Below are 26,435 nucleotides of genomic sequence, written 5' to 3' on the forward strand. Positions count from 1 at the left end.
CATTTGTTGGAGATTTATGTTAAAAAAATTATTTTTTTCGGGTGCTTCTTCGCATTTTTTTGTAAGATTATATAGATTTAAAAAATCATCTTTATTTCTTGATTCATTTTAAAAATGATTAGGTCGTGGTTATTTACATATATTAAAAACTGAATAAGGGTACGCATGGGTAATTATTTTTTTCTACAGGTCTTTACAGTCGTTTTTGCTTTATCCATTGCAACTACCATTTTTAATAAGCGAATTTTAGGTTTTCCACAAGCCATAGGTGTGCCTTTAGTTTCTGCTGTTTTTGTCTTTATTTTGCAATGGGGCGCAAGCCTCTTAAATGGTAACCAGTTCATTTCAATTAATATTCATAATATTGAAGAGGCGGTTAGACATATTGATTTTTATGACTTTTTAGTCAATGGCGTAATTTGTTTTATTTTAACGTCCTCTGCATTAAAGTTTAAAGTCTCAGATTTAAAAGTTCATTGGAAGCCGATTAGTATTTTGGCAACCATTGCATTAGTGCTATGTGCTGGATTTTTTGCAGGTCTTGTATTTGGGTTTCAATATATCATTGGCAATCCTGTGCCAATTTTGGTGTTGTTATTACTTGGCTCTGCATTGGGAGCAACCGACCCGATTGGAATCAAAGGTGTACTGAGTTCAGTGCGTGCACCACACCATTTGATGGTCAAACTTGAAGGTGAATCATTGTTTAATGACGCAATGTGTATTGCCGTTTTTATGACTTTACTCAATGTGTTAGAAGGTGAACACTTTAGTTTGCTCGCAACTTTACAAACTTTGTTATATGAAATTGTTGTTGCCGTAATTATCGGGTGGGCATTTGGTTTAGGGATTTTACGTTTACTACGTGGTAAGCATGAGATGGAATCTTTGATTCTGACTACAGCATTATTGGCTTGTGGTTCATATCTTGTGGCATTATTTGCGCATGCTTCTGCACCAATTGCCTGTGTTATTGGTGGTTTGATTGTCGGGAATAAATGGAAAGAGATTTTACAAGATCGTGAAATTCGTGAAGTAAATCATTTTTGGCATACAGTGGAAGGGATTATTAATTCGTTCTTATTTACACTGATTGGCTTAGAAATCTTTATTTTAGACTTGAGTACCAGTTTGATTCTTGGTGGTATTTTTGCCTTTTTTGCACTGCATTTATCTCGCTTTGCAGCCAACTATTTGGCATTTGCATTTTTCCCATCTTTCCGCCGTAATAGTTATAACGGTAGTTTAGCGATTTTATCTTGGGGTGGGGTACGTGGTGGTATCTCGCTTGCATTAATTTTGGCAGTAGCAAACGTACCTGAATTACGTGACTATAGTAGTATTTTAATTGGTTATACATTTATCAGTGTATTGCTGTCAGGAATTGTTTGTGGTCTAGGTTTGCCAGCAGTGATGAATGCCTTTTATTACAATCCTAAAGAAGAAAAGAAAGGCTTCAAAGGGTGGTATCAACGTATGTGCAATAAAATGAACCGTAAAGGGGTGAAATATATTGTGGGTGAAGATGCTGAAGGGCATGAAACTATTACGATTTATAATCCAGAAGCACTAGTTGATAAAAAATCAGATGATGGCGTGACAGCTGTGCATCGTCCTGATAAGGCACAAGAAGTAAAACGTTTGGAAAATCCAAGTAACTTTTAAAATAGTTTGATTGAATAAGAAATAAAAAACCGAATGTTTAACATTCGGTTTTTTCATGAGAAAAACATTTAATTTTCTATGGGGAAATACACTTCATTGGCAGCTTTAAAGGTATTGACATGTAAAGGAACTAAGTCCTCTAGTTTTTGATAACCACCTGCCAATACAAACATAATCGGTAAATTATATTTTTTAGCCAGTTTAAAGACCATAAGATCACGTTCATACAGCATTTCAGTACTAAACCATTTTGAACCACAACGGTCGTTTTGATGGCAGTCCATACCTGCTTGATAGACGATCAAATCAGCTTGCCATTCTAAAGCATGTTCAAAGCCTTCTACAACAGCTTCGGCATATTGTTCAAATGAGCCTTTTTTGTTATGAATATGCCGTGTAATACTGCGTTCATAAGTTGCACAACCAAAAGCTAATGCATAAATACTGAAATTAAATAGGTTTTCAAATCTTTGAGTATATTCAGCAGTACCATTTCCGCCATGCTGGTCACAATCCAGCACAAAGATTTTTTTATGTGGATACTGCTGTGCAATCAATGCCAAACCATTGAATGTACAATAGGCATTACCATGCTCATATACAGCATGATGAAAACCTTGTGCAATATTGGCTGCGATCCCTTCTTTAAAAGCAATTTCAGTGGCGAGTAATTGACCTGCTTGTACAGCAAAAATTGCCTCTCGGAATGATAAACTCCACTGTTTAAAGCCTTGCATAATGGCAAGCGGTTTTTTGCCTTTGACAAATGCTTGTACATAAGCAGGGTCATGAATGCCATATAAAATTTTAGGGTCGATACTTTCAGGATCGACTAACTCAACCATTTCATCCGCTTCAAGCACTTGCGCAACTGCGGTCAGTTTTTCCATGCTATTCGTATGCGTTTTTGCAAAATATTGAGGTGAATAGCAAGCTTTTAACATGACGTACTCTCGACTAAATCTGTTCTTTGGCGACTGCAATTAATTGTTTTAGCTCAGTGGTTTCTGGGCTAAATAAACCATTATCAATTTGCTGTTTAAAGTGCGAACTAAATGCACGTGCTCTATTTTCTGGCGAAATTGCCAAAGTAGTTAAACGTAAAAACCAAAAACCAATCACATCATTGACCGAGATCACATGACCTTTAAAGTTTTTGTTTGGACGCTTGGCAATATTTTCTTCATCATAATATACCGAAAATAAGCTTCCAAGGGGAATACGAATACCATTAATAATTAAAGGCACTAGATTAATACAAGAATGGTCATCGCCCATTTTGATTTTTTCCATCAAAATCGGGGTTTCATGCTGATCAACAAAAATATTAATATTACCCTGACGTAACATACGTCCATGTGCAATTTTAAGGAAGAAGTTTTCTGCCATTGGGCATGAGCCGACTTTAGGTTTTTCACTGAGATTTTTCAGTTCCAAGCTTTGTACATCTTGAGGATCTTTACGCAAAATAATATCTTCTAAGAACTGACAAAGAACCTTACTTTCTTCCTTTTCTACACGTTCATGGATATTACGCAGTTTGGCTTGAAAAGCAACTTCGTTGGCTAATGTGCTGACAAAATTATCATCACTGCCTTGGTTTTTTTCTAAAAATTGTTGTACTTCAGGATTTAGATCTAGATTACGCCATGTTTTTAATTCTAAGCCATGTGCTACAGCATTTGCCAAAATCATTTTGAGTGCTTTGGTATCATACTGATCAAATATTTTAAAATCTTTAAAATCAATCTCATCTTGTTCTGAGTTGATAAATTCAGCAACCACACGTGTTGCTTGGGTATAACCACAGCCTCGACGCTCAGTTTGATGACTAAAATGTTCATTTAACATTTCAGTTAAATTTTTAGCCAAAGGATGTAAGTGTTCGCTAAAACATCTTAAAACTTCGTGTTCTAAAATGACATCGCTCATGTGTATTCCCCAATAAAATTTTTATCGTTTTTTAAATTATTTAGCGAGTTAACAATAATAAATTTCTATAGATTTCACAATACTTTCATAAAATTGATGTTCTATTTTGTGTGAAATTTATTCAAAAAAGCAGTTTTTTAAGGATAGAAATAGAAGAAAATGCTAAATTTTAAAAAAATAGAAGATATAAAACACAAGGTAGTCGATATTTTTTCTACCTTGTGTGATGTGTTTGGTGTTATTTTAAGCTGTTTAAGAAGTTCAGATAAGGCTGTACCAATAATTGTTCTTGTTCCATGATTGGCATGTGACCGACACCTTTTAAGATCAAAGGTTCTTTGGCATTTTTCAGTAAAGATTTAAGTTCTGCTGCAGCTTCAACATTAATGACCTTGTCTTTTTCTCCCCAGGCAATCAGCACAGGTTGATCAATCGAACGTGCTGCCAAAGCAAAGGTTTCAGGCGTATAAACCTTAGACATTAAAATCAACTGTTCAACCAATTTTGCATTGTTTGCAGCCTGTGAAATCATGAGTTTTTCTTGTGCTTCTTTGAGTTCATTTGGAATAAAAGGTGGCAGTGCAGTTGCAATACTCAGCACTTTATCTAAATCCCCTTTTTTCGCCACAATCATACTACGTAACGTGGTTGGGTCTTTGAGATAAGGCGTATTTGCAGATTTAAATACACCCGCACTATCGACTAAAAACAAAGACTTGGTATCAACTGGATATTGTGCAGCGTACAGAAGTGCAATGGAACCCCCCATACTGTGACCTGCAACATGTAAACCTTGTTCGATTTTTGCAGCTTCAGCAAAGCGACGTAATTTTTCGGTCATGTTTGGAATGGTGTAATCAAAATCAGCAGCAACTTTACTATCACCTTGACCTGGTAGATCAGGAATAATCACATGATAATGAGGTGTTAAATAACGTGCTAGACGATTCCAGTTATCACGACTACCAGCTAGACCATGAACCAAAAGTAGAGTTGGCTTTCCTACTTGTCCACCTTCACTATATGCCCAGTCAACCTCACCAACTTTTAGGCGTTTTGATTGTAAGCCTGCCCAAGTGCGTTCTTGCTGTAATACGCTTTGAATATCAATGGCAGCAAAAGCTTGGCTAGGTAAGCTTGCAGTTGCAACGAGACCAAAACTTAATGCTGTAGAAAGCATGAGTTTACTGAAGATTCCTTTCATTTGTAGTACTCTATGTTTTTGTTGTTCAATATGATTTAAGACTAAAACAGTATTTTTTAAAATACATTTGCCAAAATATAAAATTAGAGTGTATTTAAGTCAATGATTACTCAGACATCTTCCGCATCGACTGAACTGGCACAGATGATTATTGCTGTGGTGCTGCAAATTCCCTATGGAAAAGTGGCGAGTTATGGGCAAGTTGCCAAATTAGCAGGATTGCCCAAACATGCACGTTTGGTTGGGCGAGTTTTAGGACAGTTAGAAGCAGGGCATGAAGTCCCTTGGTATCGGGTGATTAATGCTCAAGGAAAAATAAGTACCCATACCCTTGATGAGCAAGGGATGAATGTGCAACAAGCAAAACTGTTGGCTGAAAATGTGGTGGTGTTGAATGGTAAAGTCAATATGAAAAAATTTGCATGGCAACCTTAAAATGAATCCAACATTTTTATTTTATCTGGCATTACTTGTGACAATATTTTTGAGCATCGGGCTGTGCTTAGACATATTGTGTAAAGTCTTTGGTCATAAAGTTCCTGTGCAAAAGTTGCAACTGACTTATTATTCAAATTATTCTCAAGTGGGTGATGTTTATCATATTCAAGGAGAATATCAGTTTGAGTGGAATGGGAAGGTTTATTCGGCAAAAAGAATGAATTATCTCAGTTTAGCAGCAGGTGCACTGAGTAAGAAAAATGTCGAAACGCATATCGAGAAAGTGAAAAATCGTGGCTATGTCTATGTATTTACCCCTTATCCTAAAATCAACTGTTTAATGCCATTTTATTATTCTGGGATGTTTTTGGCTGCAATGATTCTATTTGGTCCATTGGCTTTATGTGTGTTGTAAATAAAAACATCCCTATTCAGGTAAATAAGGATGTTTTATGTTGAATAAAATTAAGCGTGTTTAACAATCAAAACAGGTACTTTAACCGCAGTCAGTAAACTTTGCGCTACACTACCGATCAATAATTTTTTAAAACCACTACGACCGTGAGAACTTACGATCACCAAGTCTGATTGTAGTTCTTCAGTTGCATGCGCAACAGCTTTGGCAATATTTTCACCTTCAAGCAGTTTTACCTCTACATCTACGCCTTGTTCTTTAAATTTAGCTTTCGCAGTTTCCAAATTTTCTAAAATATAATTACGTGCACGTTCAATCAGTTGGTTGGTTTGACCATGTGCCATATATTCATTTGCGATATAAGGATCTAAAGTCATGACCTGCACGACAGTGATATTGGCATTAAATTTTTTAGCCACTTCTGCTGCTTCAGGAACTACAGCAAGGGATGTTTCAGAACCATCGACAGTGACTAAAAATATTTTGAAAAGTCATAAAAATTTTCCTTATAGTTATTGCAAAAATACAAGTGTTTTTCGGCTATAAAATCATCATATATGAAAAAAAATGATTTGAAAATGCTTAAAAATAAGTGAGATGTAAATATTCATTTTTTAATTCTTATTTATTATAAGATTTTGTATTTTAAAATAATTTATACTAAATTGGTCGGATTTGAAATTGTAATATTGAAATGAGGCACACTTGGCTTTATAGATTTCAATATTACAATTTTTTGACATTTTTTGCTTTCTTAAATCATGTGAAATAGAAAGTAAAAACATAGAGCTGATTAAGATAAAATTAATCTTGCTGTGTGAGTTCTAAAGCACGTTGATAAGCGATTTTTTTCTTGATCCCAGTGAGATCAGCCGCCAATTGTGATGCTGCTTTGACGGATAAATCTTCAAGTAAGCGCAGTAATAGCTTATCTAATTTTTCCTGATTTACATCATGTTCTTGTGTTGCGCCACCAACGACCAATACGATTTCACCTTTTTGTTGATGATGATCATTTTCAATAAAAGCTTGTAACTCTGCTAATGTCATTTTTTTGATGGTTTCAAAGGTTTTGGTGATTTCTCGTGCAAAACCAATAGGACGTTCAGCACCAAATACTTCAACCATATCTTTGATACAATCTAAAATACGATGTGGTGCTTCATAGATGATTAAGGTTTGTGTTTCATGTTTCAATTTTTCAAGTTGTAACAAGCGTTGTGATTGTTTGGAAGGTAAAAAGCCTTCAAAGCTAAAACGATCACTTGGCAAGCCCACCGCACTGAGCGCTGCAATTGCGGCACAAGCACCTGGTACAGGAATGACACGAATATTATTTTCTTGAGCTGCACGTACTAACTTAAATCCTGGATCACTGATCAATGGTGTACCTGCATCACTAACCAAAGCAATATCTTCACCATTTTTTAATCGGTCAATGAGTATATTAATTTTGTTACTTTCATTATGATCATGACATGCAGTTAATGGCGTTGAGATATTATAATGCTTTAAAAGTTGTGCAGATTGGCGTGTATCTTCTGCGGCAACCACTGAAACAGACTTTAGCACCTCAATGGCACGAAAAGTCATATCGTCTAAGTGCCCAATTGGGGTCGCTACAACAAATAACTGAGCACTCATAGGGTTCTCCATGATTAAGAATAAAAAAGTGAATTATAGACAAACCATACTCGGTTTTGGATTGCTGAGCATGGTATGGACAGCGCATGCGGATGTTTTGGTTATTTTACCTGAAACAGGACCTTTGGCGCGAGCAAGTAGCAGTATTAAACTGGGAATATCGACTGCATATCAGGCAATGGGTGCAAAAACAGTTTTAAAATTTGTTAATACTGACCAAAAAACCATGAGCGCAGTGTTAAAACAAAATGTAAATAAACAAACACAAATGATTATTGGACCTTTGGCACGGCAAGATGTAGAGGAAATCATCAAGCTTGCACCCAAAGTGCCCGTATTGGCTTTAAACGAAGTGGCAATCAAACATCCCAATGTGATGCAATTTAGTTTGTCGAAAAATGATGACGCTGCAGCCTTAATTGATGCTATGCAAAATGATCAAGTTGCTAAACTATATATTTTTCAACAAGCTGAAACTGCTCAAGAGAATAAAGCCTTTTTTAATGCGGTATCTGAACAATTCAAAGGACAAATTGAATTGGTGAATAATGTTCCTGCAAAAATGGTCAAAAGTGAAGGGCTATTATTGTTGGGTAATTATGCATGGATACGTCAAATCAAAAAATTACCTGTCCGTAATTTATATATGCAAGCACTTGCTGTAGAGGACAGTCAGCCTTTACCTAAAGGGATCAAATTTTGTGATGTACCATCACTTTATATCGCTGATTGGAAAGATGTTTTAATTGCCTATCAACAAAATCCAACACCTATGGCATATCAACGCTTATATGCATTTGGCGGGGATGCTTGGCAAATTACCCAAAGTTATTTAGAAAAATCTAAACAAACTACGATTGATTTTAATGGGCGTACAGGCAAAATTCATATTGAAAATAACCGAGTGGATCGTCAGCCGATATGCTTTGTCAGCAATGGTAAAGGTTTGGCGGTCACTTAAGATCGTATTGTCGGAAAATAAAATATGAAATCTACGACTAAAACAGTACGACAACAATTGGGTGAATGGGCAGAACAAACGGCTCGTCATGTACTTGGGCAACAGGGCTATGTATGTCTAAGTCAAAATTATCATAGCCGTTTTGGTGAAATTGATTTAATTGCCCAAAAAGATAATGAGCTGATTTTTGTTGAAGTAAAAGCACGTGCAAAAACTGAATATGGTAATGCCTTAGAAGTGATTACCATTGCGAAACAACGCAAAATTTTGAAAACTGCCTTAATATTTCTACAAGATCATGTAGAACTACAGGATTTATATTATCGTTTTGATGCAATTTGTTTTGATTTTCATCAAGAAATTGCAAAAAATGTACAGCATGACTTTTCTAAAATCTCGTATGATTTACAGTGGATTGAAAATGCATTTACTTTAGATGCAGACTTGATTAATCTGTGAGTGAAATTTAGGCGTAGCAGCTTAAAAAATATAGAAATAACGATTTCAATGAGGAGTCTTGCTGAGTGTTAAACCGAATTGTCATTACAATGTTGTGTGTAGCAAGTTTATCTGGATGTGCAAGCTTCATTTCTGGTGGTACAGGCAGTATGCCAGTCGGCACAGAAAGTGGAGTGAGATCATTAGGTCAGGTATTTATTGATTCTTCCATTGAACGTACTGCAAAAATTAATTTATATAAATTAGATGCGAGGTTTAAACAATCTCGTGTCAATATCAACAGTTTTCACAGCAATGTATTGCTTACAGGACAAGTGCCTGATGCGCATTTAAAACAACTTGCTGAAGATAATGTGCGTGCGATGAGCGATGTAAAAGCGGTACATAACTATATTACTGTGGGCGATCAGATTAGTTATAACACCATCATGCAAGATGCATCTGTCACAGCAAATACCCGTGGTTTGATCATGAAAGCACCTGTTGTATCCGATAATAAAGTATTGGTGCATACTGAAGATGGGGTGTTGTATGTCATGGGGCGTTTAAACAATGCTGAAAGTGATGACTTAAATGATGTGCTACAAAAAGTTGGAAATATCACCAAAATAGTCGCACTTTTGGATAATGTAGAGTTGGCGAATCGTCAAATTCAAAGTTCATCTTTTACTGCGCCTGTGGGAGCAAATGTTCAACCTGATGTGCAAACACCAGTTGCTATTGATCCAGATGCTGTAGAGCCGAGTAATTAATGCTTATTCGTAATTTTCAAGACAAGCAACAGCAAGTGCTGAAAAAATCCAAGCGCTGAAAGCATTTTATGCTGATTTTCGTTTATATGATCTTGCCAGTATTACGATTAATGGTTTGACCTCTAAAAAAGGTTATCAATTCCAATCTAATATTGCTTATGGTTTAAAGGCGAGACAACGCTTGGATTTGTATATTTCCAAGAAAAAGCAAAATAAACCTCTGATTGTATTTGTACATGGAGGGGCTTGGAGTCATGGTGACAAAAGTGCCTACAAGTTTGTTGGTGAGGCTTTTAGTCGCTATGGTTATGATGTTGCGGTATTGAATTATCATCTTGCACCACAGTTTAAGTTTCCAACTTATGTAGATGACTTGGCGATTGCGTTGAATTTTTTAGAACAGCAGCAGGTTAAACTGGGTATTTCAACACAAAATATTGCCTTGATGGGACATTCTGCGGGGGCATTTAATATTGCATCATTGCTATATAATCCTAAACGCTTTCAGTCACCTATAAAAACACGTATTAAAGCGATTATTGGTATTGCAGGACCTTATCATTTTGATTATAAAGGCGATCCTTTGGCTGAAGATGCTTTTGATCAAGATGTGCCATATCAACATGTGATGCCCTATTATTTTGTTGAAAAAAATGAAGTGCAGCATTATTTGTTCTTGGCTGAAAATGATCAGATTGTGAAAGAAAATAATAGTTTAGATTTAAAAAAGCAGTTAGAAGCTCTTGGAAATCATTGTCAAATTCATGTCATTCCAAAAACAGGGCATGTTTCGATAATGGGGAGTGTCTCAAGCCTATTTAGCCGTTTTTATCGTACCCGTACTGAGATCATCAAAGCTTTGGATCAGACTTTTAAAGATATTTAAATGAATTCACATATAGCAAAATGCCTGAGTTAATCAGGCATTTTTTTATTGAAAATTACATGTTCTATCATGGCGTGGGCGATACTGCCAGCAAATGGAATTTCAGGCAGTGCATCAAATTTAAAGAATTTGGCATCACTGATTTCTTCTTCTTGTAACACAATATCACCTGACTCATATTCTGCTTTAAACGCTAACATGAGATTACTTGGAAAAGGCCATGGCTGGCTGGCTAAGTATTGAATATTTTTAACTTTTATCCCAACTTCTTCAAGTGTTTCACGTGCTACAGCTTCTTCAAGAGTCTCACCGACTTCGACAAAACCTGCGATTAAACCATACATGTTGCTCGTGTTCTTGGCATTTTTTGCCAGTAAAACTTCATCTTTACCTCGTGTAATCACAGTGATGATACACGGTTGTACACGTGGATATTGATGGTAGCGGCATGCAGGGCAGACCATCGCATATTCGCTTGGATGAACCTCAGTTTCATGTCCACAATGGCTACAAAATTTATGATTACGGCGCCATTCTAAAAGTTGTAAAGCACGACTGGCTTGTTCAAATTGAACTTTTGTCCACTGTGAAATCAACTGACGAATCGGAACAAGTTGATAACCTTCAGGAATATTTTCCTCAATGAACAAATCTCGGGCAATGATCTGATCTCCTGAGCGAAACACCAAATCACTTGCCAGTTGTTCAACTTCTGGAAGTTGGAAATGCTCATCTACCAAAAGTTGGTGATGATGGAAAATATAGGCAAGTGATAATTCAGTATTTTGCTCAGACATTAGGCAGTCGCTTTTAAGTTTTGGCTACTGCGTAATGCTATATCAAACATCGACTGTAAAACAGGTTGTTTGTTTTGCAAATTGTCAATCATCATATCCGCACTTGCTAAAACTTCTAATAAAGATTGTACTTGTTGTGGATTTAACAAAGCTTGTTGAGCTAATTCATTTTCTACAAAATGTGCGCTGTCGAGTAAAGTTTTTTGACTTTCTTGTGAGCCTAAGAACAACATTGCACCACTGATTTCAGTTAGTTGAGCAGGAATATTGGCAATATTTTCATTATTTTGTTCAGAAATATATTGCACAAGTGCTTGACTAGTCGCATCAATTTGTAGCTTTGTTTCTGTGAGTAATACAGTATGTGCATCATCTAAGCGATCAAGTGAGATTTGTAGATTATTGACACGAAGTTGTAGGCGATTAGAGGTGTAATTACGCTCTAAAATACCGATAGAGTTCATGGCAGATAAAATACTATTCATCAATTGTTGTGCGTAGTTTTCATTATTCAAAGAAGTATGATCTGACAATAATGCGGCTTGTTGTGTGAGTTCAGTTGCGGCTTCATTTAGGTTTAATACTTTGAAAATATTGGCTAAAGCAAGCAATTTATCTTTGAGTTCAGCCGTTTTTTCATCTGACATATTTTGATAGTTATATTCAATGTCATTACGGATTTCACTCATTTCATCAGTAATGAGTTTGCTTGCAGTATGAATCGTTTCAAAGTCTGGTCCATACAAATGACGACTAAATACTTGAAGTTGATTATCTGTTAAAATATCATCGCCTGCATTGATTTTTTCACGTAAATATTGTGCTAAATCATTATCTTGGCTAATACATAAACTGAGAATATTGGCAATGGCAAGAGTGTCGACATTGAATTGCTGTGGGTCTGTAAAGAATGCAGCAATATGTGTTTCAATTTGAATCAGTGTACGTAAACGTGCATCACTGAGAATTGTATCTTCAAGGCTTTGTAAAGCATTGGCAGCCAATTTCCAATATTGAGCGCTCGGTGTATTTTCCGATAGATGCGAAAGATATGTTCCAACGAGTTGAAAACCTTGAAAATCAAGTGCAGTTTCTTGTTGTTTGAGTAGATTGTTCAAGCAAATTTTATAAAGTTTATGTACATAAGTAGATTTTTCAAGTTCAGGTGCAGCAGCAAGTTCCAATTCAGGAACAACGCAATCTAATAATGGTGCAATATTTTCACCTTCTTGGGTGAGCGTTTTACCTAAGGCTAATTCTAAACGGTTTAAAGTATCTAATAAAAACTGATGTACTTTGACTTCACGTAAGCAGGTAAACTCAACGAAACGTTTCAACATCGTTGTCCCTTCACTTAACGCAAGGACATCTGAAGTTTTAATGTTTTGTGGATCTTGCATAATTTTACGCATCAGTTCAGCAGCGTATTCAGTCAGTTGTGCCAATTGGGGCATATTAATCAAACGAATGACATGCGCACATTGTTCAAACTGATTGAGTGCATCATCAATACCAAAAGGCAAGGTTTGATCTTCAACCAAACTGCTGACAGCGGACTCAACCAATTGAATCGAGTTATCCACTTCATTTTTTATTATTAATAAAGCCGTTGGATCAAAATAAATTGATGTTTGATAAGACATCAAAGCCCCCTGATAAAAAATACATGTTTTAGTTTTTTAGTCTTTATAATAAAGACTAATTTTTAGATTTTAATATCGCTTAAATGCAGATATTTTACAATAGACTTGTGCCATCATTCCCTAATGTTTCTGTGTTCTATATGTGAATTGCATGTGATTTATCCAAAAGTGATATCTCACAATCATGGTGATCGAATAATTAGTTCATCACAAGCAGATCGGTTAATATTATATCATTGTATGAAATGATATTACTGTGCAAAGATACAAGCTGCACCATTTTTCTTTTGATATTCATTGATCCATGCTTGGTGTGCTGCAAGTTCTTCTTCCGAAGCTAAAATGACAGGGGCATCTAGCTCAATTTTTTGACGGACTTGTGTGTCATTGGAAAATTCTGCTGAGTTCGAGAGAGCATCCATATCAAAAGATACTTGTCCACCCGTCATTGCGAGATAAACGTCAGATAAAATCTCCGCATCAAGCAATGCACCATGGAATGTACGATCTCGTTGAGGAATTTCATAGCGACGAACTAAGGCATCTAAGGAGTTTTTTTGTCCTGGATGTTTACTTTTCGCCATAGCCAAGGTATCTGTGACGCTACAGACTTCAGACAAAGCCACAAAGCCACTACGTTTAAACTCCATATCTAAGAAGTTCATATCGAAGCTTGCATTATGTGCAATGATTTCGCTGCCTTTTAAATAGTCAAATAAGACTTGGGCAATCTCGTCATATTTAGGTTTATCTTTTAAGAAATCATCAGTGATGCCGTGAATTGCTTCAGAGTCACCAACAGGTTTTTCAGGGTTAATGTAAATGTGAATTGAACTGCCTGTGAGTTTGCGATTAATCATTTCAATCGCACCGACCTCAATAATTCGATCGCTGTCTTGGAAATAAAATCCCGTGGTTTCTGTATCCAAAATCAGTTGTCGTGGACCTTCTATATCAAGTTTCTTCGGGGTAATCACAATCTGTGGATGTGATGACATTGCAGTGTTAAGATTTTCATCTGCATTGAATGGTACGCTAGATGCTGCTATTTGTTGTGAATATGTTTCAGTGGTGACATGATCATCCTGATTTATTTCATTATTTTCAAACTCTTCAGAGATGTCTTCTTCAGCCAAATCAAAACCAAAGGGATCATCTAAAAGCCAGTCTTTTTCAACTTTTTTTTTATCTTCGCTCATTGGTTTAGGTGCCTGTGTTGCTGATTTTTGAATGGTGGTAATTTGTGGTGTTGTAATGCCTTTGGCTGTATTTGCAGCCCCTAAATTGGCAAGTTGATCTGCCATTTCATTGCCTGCATGTCCCGCATGTCCTTTGATCCAATTCCATTCTATTTCACGCCCTTGACAGGTTGCATCAAGCTCTTTCCATAGGTCTGGGTTTTTGACATCTTTCCAGTTTTTCTTTTTCCAATTTTCGATCCATTCGGTAATGCCACGTTTGACGTAGTTTGAATCTGTCCAAAGGGTCAATTTTGCATCTTTCGGACAAAAGGCAATGCCTTGAATCGCTGCTGCAAGTTCCATGCGATTATTGGTTGTCTCAAGTTCACCACCACAGAGTTTATGTTCTTCTGTTGCTGTAATGATGTATGCACCCCAACCACCGAGTCCAGGGTTGCCTTTGCATGCACCATCTACATAAAGTGTGATTGTTTGAGACATAATGATAACCAATGAAATTGAATTTAGTGTTGAACATAAGGGACTAAGAATTTATTGTATACGCAAATCACGCTTTTCTACGCTTAGAACGGCGATTTTTTTAATTTTTTGTAACATTTGTAGGCAATTTGCTTGCAATAAGTGCCTTGTATGAGTGAGATGCTCTACTAAAATGGCACGGATAAAATAATTTACTATATTGATGTTCGGAACCCTGTATGTCTAAACCAACCACTCTTACGTGGCAGCCCAATTCTTCTGCGTTATTTAAATTATCATTCATGACATCAGCACTAGCTGCCATTGGGTTAATGACAGGGTGTACTTCTTCACAAACTGTGAGCAAACCACAAACCACAAAACAAACAGGTATGCTAGATGCAAGCAGTTTAGATTCCTTAGAGGATTTATTGTCTGCGACCGATATGCGCGCAGTAGAAGGTGATCGTTTACTCATTTTAAAACATGGTGATGTCTGGAAACGTATGTCCGTTGGTTTTAAAATGAATGAAGATCATTGGGACCCACGTATTGATGCACAGCGTAGTTGGTTTGCTGCACGGCAGCCATATATTGATCGCTTGAGTGCCCGTGCATCTCGCTATTTGTACCATACGGTGAAAGAAGCTGAGCGCCGTGGTTTGCCAACAGAGTTAGCATTATTACCGATTATTGAGAGTTCTTATGACCCTGCCGCAACCAGTAGTGCAGCTGCAGCAGGGATGTGGCAGTTTATTCCAAGTACAGGGAAAATTTACGGTTTACGACAAACGAGTGCTTATGATGGTCGCCGTGATGTTGTTGAATCAACCCGTGCCGCTTATGAGTTTTTAGGGAGTTTATATAATCAGTTTGGTTCTTGGGAGTTGGCACTGGCTGCATATAATGCAGGTCCGGGGCGTATTCAACAAGCCATTAATCGTAATGAAGCGGCAGGTTTACCTACAGATTACTGGTCACTGCGTTTACCACAAGAAACTATGAACTATGTACCACGTTTCTTGGCAGTTGCTCAAATTATTAAAAGTCCACAAAAATATGGTGTAACCTTACCACCAATTGCCAATCGTCCACATTTTAGAGAAGTTTCTGTCCCTGCGGGTGCGCAGTTAAACCAAATTGCAGCAATGACAGGTTTAAGTCGTGCTGAATTGTATGCTTTAAATCCAGGTCATCGTGGTGAAATTGTTGATGTTTCTAGCCCGATGAAAATTTTGATTCCTGCGGATTTAAATCCAAATATTGATGCAAATTACAAAATTTACAGTCTAGTTCTGGCGGGTATTGGGCAAGTAGTGCACCGACGTATGTGCCTGCACCAACTTACGTTCCAGCCAATACAGGTATGCCAATTGTTCCAGCAACAACCAATCCACCTGTATTAACCGCAAGTACTACACCTGTTCAGCCTGTTAAACCTGCTGCAACGACAACGGTAGCGACAGTAACTACTGCACCGAGTACGTTGAAAACGACACCTCAAGGTTCTTCTGCTTTAGCTGCGTTTGCTGCTGATGCAACTGTGCCTAGTGCACCACGCATTCCTGTAGCAGTAACACAGGCAACCAACGTGAAACCTGTGGTTACAGAGCCACCATTGTCTGCTCGTGAACTTGAGCAAATTACTGCTGCTGTGAAAGCAGAAGATGCTCAAGTGACTGTGAAACAAGTGGCTGAGCCGCAAGCAACACAAGCTGAAAAAGACGAAGTCGTTAAAGAAATCAAAGCCATTGCACCACAAGGTACAGAAATTGTGGATCCTTATGATGGTAAAATTAAGCTTACTGCAATCCAAACCAGTCAATCTGTTGCAGAACAACAGGGTCGAGAAAATACAGTAGGCTTTGCTTATCCAAAAGGTTTGGCAGAACCAGCAGCAGTGACTTCTGATGAAGCAAAATTAAACCAAGACAAAAAGTTTGCAAAAACTGAAAGTGAAGTTGTGGTTGTACCACCAACGGGTAAGCGTAGTACATATACAGTTTTATCTGGTGATACATTAGCAACGATTGCCATGAAAAATGGTGTGAACTGGCGTGACATTGCTAAATGGAATCAAGTTGATCCAAATGGAACTTTATTTGTGGGCGCAACATTATATTTATATGATGCTAAACCACAAGAAGTTGAAGCACCTGCGAAAAAAGCGGAGAGTACACCTGCAACATATGTGGTAAAAGCCAATGACAGCCTAACAGGTGTTGCTAATCAATTTAATTTATCAGTGTCACAATTGGCAAGTTATAATAATTTAACGACGACAAGTAATTTATTTGTTGGTCAAAAACTTAATTTAAAAGACAATGGCGATGATAAGCTTTCAGCACTGAATAAAACTTTAGTGCGTTCAGATACCAGCAAACCTGAAGCAAAAATTAAAACCAAACCTTATGTGGTAAAACGTGGTGAATATTTAAAAGTCATTGCAGATCGTTATGCGCTATCAGTGCAGGAGTTAGCAGATTTAACCCCGGGCTTAGAAGTCGGGAACTTATTTGTTGGACAAAAAATCAATGTCCCTATGCAAGAAGTTGAACAACATGTTGAAAAAATTGAATCTAAAGTTGTAGACCAAACTAAGTTTAAAAATGTTCAAGCTGAAACGCGTTATAAAACTGAAAATTATCATGTGAAAAGTGGCGATACTTTATCGAGTATTGCTGTGCAGTCGAAGATCAGCTTATCGGAGCTTGCTGAGTTAAATAATCTATCAATATCAAAAGGTTTATTGGTTGGGCAAACAATTAAAGTACCTGAAGGAAGTACAGTTCCAGACAATTATACTGTGCAGTCAGGTGATAGCCTAAGCAGTGTAGCCAGCAAATATAATATGTCTGTTAGTCAAATTGCTGATTTAAATGGTATAAATAGCAATGCAGGCTTGTTTGTTGGGCAAAAAATAAAACTGTCTGGTGAACCTGTTCAAGCTAAAAATAAACAGGTTGAACCTGAAGAAGTGGTTAACAATAGTCGTACTGCTGAAAAAGATATTCATGTGGTCAAAGCAGGTGATACAATCGCTTCAGTGGCTAAAAAATACCATTTACAAGTGGCTTTTTTAACTGAGTTGAATGGTTTGTCTAAAAATGCCAAATTACGTGCAGGACAGCGTTTAAAAATTGATGGGGAATTGCCCAGTAAAAGCTCAGTATCTAAAGAAACAGAGAATGTAACAAGTACAAAAACGACACGTTCAATACAAAATACTGAAGCCTATACCGTAAAATCAGGAGAATCTTTAAATCTGATTGCAAATCGCCTTGGAATTTCAGCAAATGAGTTGGCTGAACTCAATAACTTGAATGGTCGCACAGGTTTACAACGTGGTCAAAGTATTCGTATTCCAAAAACTGTGATCGAATATAAAGTGAAAAGTGGTGATTCTTTGATTCGTTTGGCAAGCAAGTATGGCATTGCTAGTAATGAGCTTGCGGAATTAAATGATATGAAACCCTCTACGCAATTGCGGATTGGTGATGTGATTAAAGTTCCAAACTTGTAATTGAGTTATGTAAGAAAAAATAAGTAAAAGGATAGACTTAATATGCAATTAAGCTTTGCCTATGCAAAACAGTTTGGGGTGACCTTTGTTTTATCTGCAATGTTGAGTCAAGTCTGGGCGGCAGTCCAGACAACACCTTATATTGCCATTCACACCACCGCTAAGTATGCAAATGTGCAAGAGATGCCCTATGCCAATCCAACTGCACCTAAAGGTGGTTGGATCAGCCAAGCAGGCAACGGTACTTTTGATAATTTGAATGGATTCAATGGTAAAGGTACGAGTGCTGAGGGGACTAACTTTTTATTTGATAGCTTAATGAGTTCATCACTCGATGAGCCAAGTGTTATGTATCCTTTGCTTGCAGAAAAAGTGACTTTTGATCCTGAAAAAACCAAATTTGTGATTTTTCATTTAAATCCCAAAGCACGTTTTAGTAATGGTACGCCTGTGACTGCCGAAGATGTCAAATTTACTTTTGACAGTATTCAAGCCAAAGCCAATCCTGGTTTTCAGATGTATTTGTCTGATTTGGACAAAACCGAAGTTTTATCCAAATACCAAGTTAAAATGACATTTAAATCAGACAATAATTCGGAAATGCCGTTAATCTTGTCCTCACTTTCGATTTATTCCAAAGCCGATTGGAAAAATAAAGATTTTGCCAAAATTACGATGCAGCCAATCTTGGGTTCAGGTCCTTATGTGATTGATCGGATCGATGCGGGACGCAGTATTTCTTATAAGCGCAATCCAAACTATTGGGGTAAAGACTTAGCAGTCAATAAAGGTCGCTATAATTTTGATATCATTAAATTTGTCTATTACCGTAGTTTAGATATTGCATTTGAGGGTTTTAAATCGGGACAGTTTACCTTTCATGAGGAAAAAATGTCTCGTAAATGGACAACCGAATATAATTTTCCTGCAATAACTGCGGGAATGGTGAGCAAATATATTTCCAAAACTGCAAATCCTGCACCTACGCAAAGTTTTGTGTTTAATACCCGTAAAGCACCATTTAACGATATCTATTTTCGGCAAGCTTTAAGTTATGCTTATGATTTTGAATGGTTAAATAAAGCTTTATTTTATGGGCAATATATTCGTTTAAATAGTTATTTCCAAAATAGTGAGTTGGCGGCTACTGGCAAGCCGAGTGAGCAAGAGCTGAAAATTCTGCAACCTTATTTGGCACGTTTACATCCTGTGCAACGTCAAGGGGTGTTAGCAGATTGGAAATATCCACCATCAGATGCCAGTGGTTTTAACCGTAATAATTTATTGATTGCACGGGCTTTATTGCTCAAAGCAGGTTATCGTTATAAAGATACAGTGTTGGTGGATCAAAAAGGGCAGCCGATTCGAATTGAATTTATGATATTTCAGGAAAGTTTAAATCGAACATTGATGCCATTTGTACGTAATTTAAAAAAATTGGGTATTCAAGTATCTGTGCGTCAAGTCGATGTCCCACAATATATTGAACGTATGCGCCGTTCGGACTTTCAGATGACCACCAATGTCATGCCACAATCTCTAACACCGGGCAATGAGCAAGCGCAGATGTGGAGTAGTAAAGCAGCAGATGAAGTTGGAAATTATAATTATGCAGGAATTAAAAATCCTGTGATTGATGAGGCTGTACAGCAAGTGATTCGTGCACCAAATCGTGAGCAATTGATCATACGTACCAAAGTTTTGGATCGTTTATTGCGTTCAGGTTATTATCATATTTTAACTTATGGTAATGATAAAAATTGGTATGCCTATTGGAATATGTATCAACAACCGAAAGTGAAACCCAAATTATCTTTAGGTTTAGACTATTGGTGGTCTGATCCAAAGCAGGCACAAAAAGTCAGTCAATATTTACGTAAACAATAATTTAGGCTGTATTTGGGCAAAAATAAAAGCCATGCGCTGATAAGGAATGTCTAATCAATGGGCACATACATTCTCAAACGACTTCTACTGATCATTCCCACATTGTTTTTTATTTTATTGATTAACTTTGTGGTGATCCAACTCGCACCGGGTGGTCCTGTAGAACAAGCCATTCAACAGGCTGAAAACTTTCAGGGTATGGCTAATGCACCTGCGGGCGCAGAAGTAACATCTGCTTCAAATAATCCCAGTCAGTATCAAGGCGCACGGGGTTTAAGTGAAGATATGGTGGAAAAAATCAAAGCACAATATGGCTTTGATCGACCTGCACATGAACGTTTTTGGATGATGCTTAAAGGGTATATGCAGTTTGATTTTGGGACGAGTTTTTTTAAAGATAAACCTGTAACACAGTTGTTGTGGGAAAAAATGCCTGTGACGGTGTCTTTGGGTTTATGGAGCACTTTGCTGATTTATTTGGTGTCGATTCCGCTTGGAATTAAAAAAGCCAAACAGCATGGCATGATCTTTGATAAATCAACCTCACTCATCTTAGCCGTGGGCTATGCTGTCCCTTCTTTTGTGTTTGCTGTTTTATTGATTGTATTCTTTGCAGGTGGTTCATATTTTCAATGGTTTCCGCTGCAAGGTTTAGTTTCGGATGATTTTCAAAGTTTAAGTCTATTGGGCAAAATTAAAGATTATTTTTGGCACATGACTTTGCCTTTGATCGCCATTGTGTTGGGTGGTTTTGCAGGTTTGACCTATTTGACCAAATATTCATTTATGGAAGAACTGAACAAGCAATATGTGATTGCTGCACGTGCCAAAGGCTTAAATGAAAATCGGGTGTTGTATGGACATGTGTTTCGTAATGCGATGTTGATTGTGATCGCAGGCTTGCCTGAAGCTTTGGTGGGGATTTTCTTTGTTGGAAATTTATTTATTGAAATTATTTTCAACTTAGATGGTTTAGGGTTACTTGGTTTTGAGGCGATAACCCAACGTGATTATCCTGTGATTTTTGGCACATTGTTTTTATTTACCTTATTAGGTTTAATTTTACGTTTGATTAGCGATGTACTCTATCAAATTATTGATCCACGTATTAATTTTGAATCGAGAGGTGCAAAATAATGTCACCGATCATGCAAGCCCGATTGAAAAGATTTAAGAATAATCGTCTTGGTTTTGGCTGTTTTATTTTATTTATTATTATTTTTATCTTGTCTTTGGGTGCGGAGTTCATTGCCAATGATAAGCCATTGTTAGTGAAATATGATGAGCAATATTACACACCAGTTCTAAAAAAATATCCTGAAACGACTTTTGGTGGTGTGTTTGAGACTGAGGCAGATTATCGTGATCCTGCGGTACAACAGATGATTGATGCCAAAGGTTGGGCAGTATGGCCAATCTTACGTTATTCCTATCAAACGCCTAATTTGGATTTGGCTGTGCCATTGCCATCTCCACCGACTACACAAAATTGGCTAGGTACAGATGATCAAGGACGAGATGTTGTTGCACGTATTTTATATGGTTTACGTGTGTCTTTGTTGTTTGGTTTGGCACTGACTTTATTTGCTTCAGTCATCGGCATTATTGTCGGGGCGATTCAGGGCTATTATGGTGGTTGGATTGATTTATTAGGGCAGCGTGTGCTTGAAGTGTGGGGCGGATTGCCAACACTTTTTATGATCATGATTTTGGTGAGTTTATTTACTCCAAGTGTCTATTGGTTATTTTTGATCATGTTGGTTTTTGGCTGGCCTGCTTTAGTTGGTTTGGTACGTGCGGAGTTTTTGCGTGCTCGAAATTTAGATTATGTTCGTGCAGCACGGTCTTTGGGTGTGCGTGATATCACGATTATGTTTCGTCATATTTTACCGAATGCCATGAGCTCAAGTTTGTCGCAGTTACCCTTTATGTTGACTGCGAATATTACTGCGCTGACTGCACTCGATTTTCTCGGTTATGGTTTGCCCCCTGATGCTGCATCTTTGGGTGAGTTGTTACTACAAGGTAAAAATAATTTAACTGCACCATGGTTGGCATTGTCAGGCTTCTTTACTTTGGCTTTGGTACTTTCTTTATTGATTTATATTGGGGAGGCGACTCGAGATGCATTCGATCCAAGACGTCAATAAAGACGCAAAACTTGTGTTATCAGTACGCCATTTACATATCCAAAATCAGCAACAGGATCTAGTTAAAAATCTGAGTTTTGATCTACATGCGGGTGAAACTGTTGCCATTGTGGGGGAAAGTGGTTCAGGTAAGTCGATCAGTAGCTTAGCAATGTTGGGTTTATTGCCTGAACATTTAAAAATCACAGGTGAAGCTAACTTGGACGGGCAAAATTTATTGACCATGAATGAAGCACAGCTTCGCCAAGTTCGTGGGCAAAAAATTGCCATGATTTTCCAAGAGCCTATGACTGCACTGAATCCTTTGCATCGGGTAGAAAAAATTATCGGTGAACCTTTATTGCTCAATGGGCTGTCGAAAGCAAAAGTGCGTAAGCGGGTTATTGATCTACTGACCGATGTTGGGATTCCTGATCCTGAGGAAAAGCTCAGTCGTTATCCGCATGAGTTGTCAGGTGGGCAACGACAACGGGTGATGATCGCCGCTGCGTTGGCTTTAGAGCCAGATATTATTATTGCCGATGAGCCAACTACTGCTTTGGATGTGACCTTACAAGCGCAGGTGTTAAACCTCTTACAATTGCTGATTTTAAATCATGATATGTCGATGATTTTGATTAGTCATGATTTGAATTTGGTCAGACGTTATGCCAATCAAGTAATCGTGATGAATAAAGGCATAGTGGAGGAGCAAGGCAAAGTGAGTGAAATTTTTAATACGCCAAAAGCTGACTATACCAAGCATTTATTAGACCATGATTTTGGTGCAGCTAATCCTACACCACCAGATGATCCATCGCATTTGGTTCTGTCTTTGCATCATGTGGGGGTTAAATTTCCCATCAAAGAGGGGTTGCTCAATCGGGTCAAAGATTATTTTGTCGCAGTTGAGCCTTTGGAATTACGTTTACATGAATCTGAGTCCATCGGCATCGTAGGGGAAAGTGGTTCAGGTAAAACCTCTTTGGCGTTGGCTGTAGCACGTTTGATTGAGAGTGATGGCTTAATTGTTTTGTTTAATCAGGATTTAAATAAACTGAAAGAGTCAAAATTACGCCCGCTGCGTGCGGATTTTCAAATGGTATTTCAAGATCCATTTAGCAGTTTAAATCCACGTATGACTGTTGAACAAATTATTGGTGAAGGTTTAGCATTAAAGAAACTCAAAGCATCCGAAATTGCTGAGCGTATTGATGAAGCTTTGTTAAAAGTTGAATTGCCTGTAGATTTTAAACAACGTTATCCGCATGAGTTATCTGGTGGGCAACGACAACGTATTGCTTTGGCACGTGCCTTGGTGCTACGTCCGAAACTGATTATTTTTGATGAGCCAACTTCAGCTTTGGATCGAACAACGCAACGTGCCATTGTAAAATTGTTAAGACAGTTGCAAGCTGAGTTTCATATTAGTTACTTATTTATTAGTCATGATTTACAAGTGGTGAAAGCGTTATGTCATAAAGTTTTGGTACTACGTCATGCAAAAGTGATTGAATTTCAAAGTACTGAAGATTTATTTGCACACCCAAAAACTGACTATACCAAACAACTGATTTCAGCGAGTCAGTATTGATAATCCATATAAAATAGCACAGTGAGCAAATTTGACATGAGATATTGTCAGATTTTGCTTGACCATTTTAAAAAATAATTTAGAGTAAATATTCTAAAAATAATTTCGAGAACGATCATGAGCCATATTGCACAAGCATTTACCATCCGAAATACCACATTTAAAAACCGCATTATCAAAGGTGCGATGAGCGAAGCTTTGGCAAATCATGCGGGTCAGCCAAATAAATTGCATTTAGGTTTGTACGATGCATGGGGCAAAGGTGGTTTGGGTTGTGCTATCACAGGCAACGTCATGGTAGATTTTCGTGCCAAGAATGAACCGGGTGTGGTCGTGGTTGAAACTGAGCGTGATCTCGCAAAGTTAACCGAATGGGCGAATCTTGGTAAACAACATGGCATGGTGCAATTGGTACAATTGTCACATCCGGGGCGTCAGTGTCCACGTGGTTTAAATAAAGAAACGGTTGCGCCATCTGCGGTGGCATTTAGTCCATTATTGGCATCTACTTTTGGTACACCACGTGCACTTGAAGAGTCTGAAATTTTAGATTTGATTCAACGTTTTGCTGAGTCTGCACGAATTTGTGAAAAAGCAGGTTTTGAAGGTGTGCAATTACATGGTGCACATGGTTATTTGATCAGTCAGTTTTTATCACCATTGACCAATAAACGCCAAGATCAATGGGGCGGTTCGGTTGAAAACCGTATGCGTTTCCTCTTGGAAATTTATAAAGCAGTCCGTGCAAAAACATCTGAAAACTTTATTATTTCTGTAAAACTCAACTCTGCGGATTTCCAGCGTGGGGGGATTACAGAAGAAGAAGTGATTCAAGTATTTAAAGCGATTGATACAGCTGGGATTGATCTGATTGAGGTCTCAGGTGGGACCTATGAAGCACCTGCAATGGCAGGCGCAAAAGCGGATCAACGGAAGGCAAGTACGATTGCTCGTGAAGCTTATTTTTTAGATTTTGCTGAAAAAATTCGCAAAGAAGTGAAGTGTCAGTTGATGGTAACTGGTGGTTTCCGTACAGCGCAAGGCATGAATGCTGCTTTGGACAGTGGTGCATGTGAGTTTATCGGCGTTGCACGTCCTTTCGCTGTAGAAACAGACATTAGCAATAGTTTGATTGCAGGGCGTGATGTGCGTTATGCAGTAGAGCAGATTAAAACGGGTATTCCATTTGTTGATAAAATGGCGATCATGGAAATTCTTTGGTACGCAGCACAATTTAAGGCGATTGGAGAAGGTAAAAAACCAAATCCAAAATTGTCACCGCTCAAAGTATTTTTAAATTATGCAAAAAATAACGTGAAAGCCGTGATTCAGGGGCGTGTCAATTCACGTAAATCGGCTTAATCCGCTTTTTGCCAATACTGTGCAAAAACTGAAGTAGACCATTGTCCTTTCAAGCATGCAGTTTGAAAGGCGGGTCTATTTTCGATTTGTAAAAGGTATCTATTAATATTTTTAAAATTTTGCAAAGTTGGGTTTAACTGAATACAAGCCGATAAAGGAAACCACATTAAAATATCTGCACTACTGAATTGTGTGCCCGACATCCATGTATGTTGTTGTAAGTGTTGATCTATAAATTGCATTTGTTGTTGTAATGCTGCATTTAAATAAGCGCGATCAAAACCATATTTAAAAAATTTGGAAATAAAACGTACAGGAAAAGGTGTATGTTGCACAATTTGTGCAAAGATCTGTTTTAACGCCAAATTTGGCATAAAAGAAGCATCAGCAAAATTTTTCCAATAATAAAAATATTCAATTTCTTTTAAATCTGCACAGACATTCACATTTAACTTATTTTGCAAATGACATAGAAAATCTGCAATTGCTGAACTTTCAGTTAGGATTGAGAAGTCTTCTTGTTCATTTTGACGAAAAGCCACAGTAGGAAATTTTTTAAAAGGATGTGGATGGTTGTGGCTATGTTGTTCTTGTATATGCTCAGTAAACGTGATTAATTCATAATCGAGGTTTAATTCTTCACATAACCATACAATGCGCTGTGAACGTGAGTTTTGCAGATGATATATTTGTATTTGCATTTAGATTTCTACTTTTGCAGCGATTCTAATATTCGATGCTACTATTGTTGTGTGATGATATTTAAAACAATAACATGGATGATTTTAAGCTGTGAGACAATTAATTTATAAATTATTTTATCTGATTTTATTTTTGAGTTGCAGTCATACCTATGCGATACAGTTACAAACGGGTGATATTATTTTCCACACTTCAAAGTCTACACAAAGTCAGGTGATTCAACTTGCAACGCATTCTCCCTATAGTCATATGGGAATGGTGGTCAATAAAAATGGTAAATTATGGGTGTTAGAAGCAATTCAGCCTGTGAAATATACCGCATTTCAGGCATGGGTGAAGCGTGGTGTGGGGCAAAAATATGTGGTGAAAAGATTACATAAAGCTTTGAATGTACAACAACAAGCAGCTTTAGTACAACATGCTGAAAAATATTTGGGCAAACCTTATGATATTTATTTTGAATGGGATGATCAGGCGATTTATTGTTCTGAAATCGTGTGGAAAGCCTATAAACATGCGTTGGGGATCGAGTTAGCGCCTTTAGCACGATTAAAAGATTTTGATTTAACCCATAACAAAGTTAAAAGTTTGATGCAGCAACGTTATGGACAACGTATTCCATTACAAGAGCAGGTAATTAGCCCGAAGGCATTGTTTGATTCGAAACTGCTCAAAACAATTCAATAATGGTGACTTAGACTGAATTTTAGATTAATTAGGCATAAAAAAACTGAGTCATGATGCTCAGGTTTTTTATAAGAATGCAAAACATTCTAGAATG

22 protein-coding genes and 1 pseudogene are annotated in these 26,435 nt (G+C 37.4%); 14 read left to right on the plus strand and 9 right to left on the minus strand.

Annotated elements, in window-relative coordinates:
* Nucleotides 1-165 precede the first annotated feature (165 nt).
* Nucleotides 166-1,665 carry a cation:proton antiporter gene (locus tag AVJ19_RS11725; protein WP_111859879.1) on the plus strand — a complete coding sequence of 500 codons (1,500 nt, stop codon included), beginning with the start codon at nt 166-168 and terminating at the stop codon, nt 1,663-1,665.
* Nucleotides 1,666-1,733: 68 nt separating this feature from the next.
* Here AVJ19_RS11725 and AVJ19_RS11730 read toward each other — a convergent pair whose 3' ends face one another.
* From AVJ19_RS11730 to AVJ19_RS11740, 3 genes are all read right to left on the minus strand, one after another.
* Nucleotides 1,734-2,609, minus strand: coding sequence for a histone deacetylase (locus AVJ19_RS11730; RefSeq protein WP_111859880.1), 876 nt, complete (start codon nt 2,607-2,609; stop codon nt 1,734-1,736).
* Nucleotides 2,610-2,622: 13 nt separating this feature from the next.
* Nucleotides 2,623-3,597: a hypothetical protein gene (locus AVJ19_RS11735; RefSeq protein ID WP_111859881.1), complete on the minus strand. Its 975-nt coding sequence runs from the start codon at nt 3,595-3,597 to the stop codon at nt 2,623-2,625.
* A 238-nt stretch (nt 3,598-3,835) separates the two neighbouring features.
* Nucleotides 3,836-4,801 carry an alpha/beta fold hydrolase gene (locus AVJ19_RS11740; RefSeq protein WP_111859882.1) on the minus strand — a complete coding sequence of 322 codons (966 nt, stop codon included), beginning with the start codon at nt 4,799-4,801 and terminating at the stop codon, nt 3,836-3,838.
* Between the two features lie 102 nt (nt 4,802-4,903).
* Here AVJ19_RS11740 and AVJ19_RS11745 point away from each other — a divergent pair, with 102 nt between their 5' ends.
* Both AVJ19_RS11745 and AVJ19_RS11750 read left to right on the plus strand, forming a co-directional pair.
* On the plus strand, nt 4,904-5,236 hold the full coding sequence (locus AVJ19_RS11745) for an MGMT family protein (RefSeq protein ID WP_111859883.1): 333 nt from the start codon (nt 4,904-4,906) through the stop codon (nt 5,234-5,236).
* A gap of 1 nt (nt 5,237) precedes the next feature.
* Complete coding sequence (locus tag AVJ19_RS11750; protein ID WP_111859884.1) at nt 5,238-5,654, plus strand: hypothetical protein; 417 nt, start codon at nt 5,238-5,240, stop codon at nt 5,652-5,654.
* 50 nt (nt 5,655-5,704) lie between these two features.
* Here AVJ19_RS11750 and AVJ19_RS11755 read toward each other — a convergent pair whose 3' ends face one another.
* Together AVJ19_RS11755 and rsmI are read right to left on the minus strand one after the other, a co-directional pair.
* Entirely contained in the window at nt 5,705-6,136 is a 432-nt protein-coding gene (locus AVJ19_RS11755) for a universal stress protein (protein WP_111859885.1), read from the minus strand.
* Nucleotides 6,137-6,458: 322 nt separating this feature from the next.
* Entirely contained in the window at nt 6,459-7,298 is an 840-nt protein-coding gene (rsmI, locus tag AVJ19_RS11760; RefSeq protein WP_111859886.1) for a 16S rRNA (cytidine(1402)-2'-O)-methyltransferase, read from the minus strand.
* Nucleotides 7,299-7,308: 10 nt separating this feature from the next.
* On the opposite strand from rsmI, the gene AVJ19_RS11765 reads away from it, so the two are divergent.
* The 4 genes from AVJ19_RS11765 (at nt 7,309) to AVJ19_RS11780 (ending at nt 10,356) form a co-directional block, all read left to right on the plus strand.
* A complete protein-coding gene (locus AVJ19_RS11765; RefSeq protein WP_111859887.1) occupies nt 7,309-8,259 on the plus strand; it encodes a penicillin-binding protein activator in 951 nt (316 codons plus the stop codon).
* A 24-nt stretch (nt 8,260-8,283) separates the two neighbouring features.
* Nucleotides 8,284-8,718 (plus strand): YraN family protein, encoded by a 435-nt coding sequence (locus AVJ19_RS11770; protein ID WP_111859888.1) that lies wholly within the window; start codon nt 8,284-8,286, stop codon nt 8,716-8,718.
* 65 nt (nt 8,719-8,783) lie between these two features.
* Nucleotides 8,784-9,470, plus strand: a complete 687-nt coding sequence (locus AVJ19_RS11775; protein ID WP_111859889.1) for a BON domain-containing protein — start codon at nt 8,784-8,786, stop codon at nt 9,468-9,470.
* A gap of 46 nt (nt 9,471-9,516) precedes the next feature.
* Nucleotides 9,517-10,356, plus strand: a complete 840-nt coding sequence (locus AVJ19_RS11780) for an alpha/beta hydrolase (protein WP_111859890.1) — start codon at nt 9,517-9,519, stop codon at nt 10,354-10,356.
* A gap of 29 nt (nt 10,357-10,385) precedes the next feature.
* On the opposite strand, the gene nudC is transcribed toward AVJ19_RS11780, so the two are convergent.
* The 3 genes from nudC to dnaQ all read right to left on the minus strand — a co-directional run bounded on the left by nudC (nt 10,386) and on the right by dnaQ (nt 14,478).
* A complete protein-coding gene (gene nudC / locus AVJ19_RS11785; protein ID WP_111859891.1) occupies nt 10,386-11,153 on the minus strand; it encodes an NAD(+) diphosphatase in 768 nt (255 codons plus the stop codon).
* Nucleotides 11,153-12,796 (minus strand): chemotaxis protein, encoded by a 1,644-nt coding sequence (locus tag AVJ19_RS11790; RefSeq protein ID WP_111859892.1) that lies wholly within the window; start codon nt 12,794-12,796, stop codon nt 11,153-11,155. The genes nudC and AVJ19_RS11790 overlap by 1 nt, the downstream gene beginning before the upstream one ends.
* A gap of 251 nt (nt 12,797-13,047) precedes the next feature.
* Complete coding sequence (gene dnaQ, locus AVJ19_RS11795; RefSeq protein WP_111859893.1) at nt 13,048-14,478, minus strand: DNA polymerase III subunit epsilon; 1,431 nt, start codon at nt 14,476-14,478, stop codon at nt 13,048-13,050.
* A 218-nt stretch (nt 14,479-14,696) separates the two neighbouring features.
* Here dnaQ and AVJ19_RS11800 point away from each other — a divergent pair.
* From AVJ19_RS11800 to AVJ19_RS11825, 6 genes and pseudogenes are all read left to right on the plus strand, one after another.
* Nucleotides 14,697-17,980: pseudogene (locus AVJ19_RS11800) on the plus strand (LysM peptidoglycan-binding domain-containing protein).
* 42 nt (nt 17,981-18,022) lie between these two features.
* On the plus strand, nt 18,023-19,867 hold the full coding sequence (locus tag AVJ19_RS11805) for an extracellular solute-binding protein (RefSeq protein WP_111859894.1): 1,845 nt from the start codon (nt 18,023-18,025) through the stop codon (nt 19,865-19,867).
* Nucleotides 19,868-19,924: 57 nt separating this feature from the next.
* The gene (locus AVJ19_RS11810; RefSeq protein ID WP_111859895.1) at nt 19,925-21,004 is read left to right on the plus strand and encodes a microcin C ABC transporter permease YejB; all 1,080 of its coding nucleotides are present in this window, start codon (nt 19,925-19,927) and stop codon (nt 21,002-21,004) included.
* Nucleotides 21,004-22,017, plus strand: coding sequence for an ABC transporter permease (locus AVJ19_RS11815; RefSeq protein WP_111859896.1), 1,014 nt, complete (start codon nt 21,004-21,006; stop codon nt 22,015-22,017). Before AVJ19_RS11810 ends, AVJ19_RS11815 begins: the two co-directional genes overlap by 1 nt.
* A complete protein-coding gene (locus tag AVJ19_RS11820) occupies nt 21,992-23,590 on the plus strand; it encodes an ABC transporter ATP-binding protein (protein ID WP_111859897.1) in 1,599 nt (532 codons plus the stop codon). The genes AVJ19_RS11815 and AVJ19_RS11820 overlap by 26 nt, the downstream gene beginning before the upstream one ends.
* A gap of 117 nt (nt 23,591-23,707) precedes the next feature.
* The gene (locus tag AVJ19_RS11825) at nt 23,708-24,952 is read left to right on the plus strand and encodes an NADH:flavin oxidoreductase/NADH oxidase family protein (protein WP_111859898.1); all 1,245 of its coding nucleotides are present in this window, start codon (nt 23,708-23,710) and stop codon (nt 24,950-24,952) included.
* Here the strand turns inward: AVJ19_RS11825 and AVJ19_RS11830 are convergent.
* Complete coding sequence (locus AVJ19_RS11830; protein ID WP_111859899.1) at nt 24,949-25,653, minus strand: glutathione S-transferase; 705 nt, start codon at nt 25,651-25,653, stop codon at nt 24,949-24,951. The genes AVJ19_RS11825 and AVJ19_RS11830 overlap by 4 nt on opposite strands.
* Nucleotides 25,654-25,744: 91 nt before the next feature.
* Here AVJ19_RS11830 and AVJ19_RS11835 point away from each other — a divergent pair, with 91 nt between their 5' ends.
* Nucleotides 25,745-26,341: a YiiX family permuted papain-like enzyme gene (locus AVJ19_RS11835; RefSeq protein ID WP_111859900.1), complete on the plus strand. Its 597-nt coding sequence runs from the start codon at nt 25,745-25,747 to the stop codon at nt 26,339-26,341.
* The last annotated feature ends 94 nt before the right edge of the window (nt 26,342-26,435 follow it).

This window comes from Acinetobacter sp. CFCC 10889 (assembly GCF_003268395.1).
Classification (GTDB): Bacteria; Pseudomonadota; Gammaproteobacteria; order Pseudomonadales; family Moraxellaceae; genus Acinetobacter.